This window comes from Rhizobium sp. SVR5-2C, from assembly GCF_056755115.1.
Map to the genome: position 1 here is coordinate 1 of NZ_JBNDHT010000457.1, position 256 is coordinate 256.

Sequence of the window (256 nt, forward strand, 5' to 3'; positions counted from 1 at the left end):
GTCGACGAACGTGCCGAGGAATACCTGGATGATGTTGATGTACAGCAACATCAGCCACGGCGCGGCGGTCGACTGCTTCAGCAGCCCTTCGATCGCATCCGGAATCTCCAGGTACGACATCTGGAAGCGCAGCATGTTCGACACGGCAATCAGCAGCAGCACGACACCCGTCGTGCGCGCCGCATGCGACAGCGCACGGCGCAGCTTCGCGACGGTCAGCGTGCGGTACACGATCGCGGTCAGCACGAGCGAATAC

At 62.1% G+C, this 256-nt stretch carries 1 protein-coding gene; it reads right to left on the bottom strand.

The window, feature by feature from the left end; translation table 11 throughout:
- A partial coding sequence (locus tag ACPYOI_RS36510) for a TRAP transporter large permease subunit (protein WP_481424235.1) occupies positions 1-256 on the bottom strand: 256 nt, incomplete at both ends.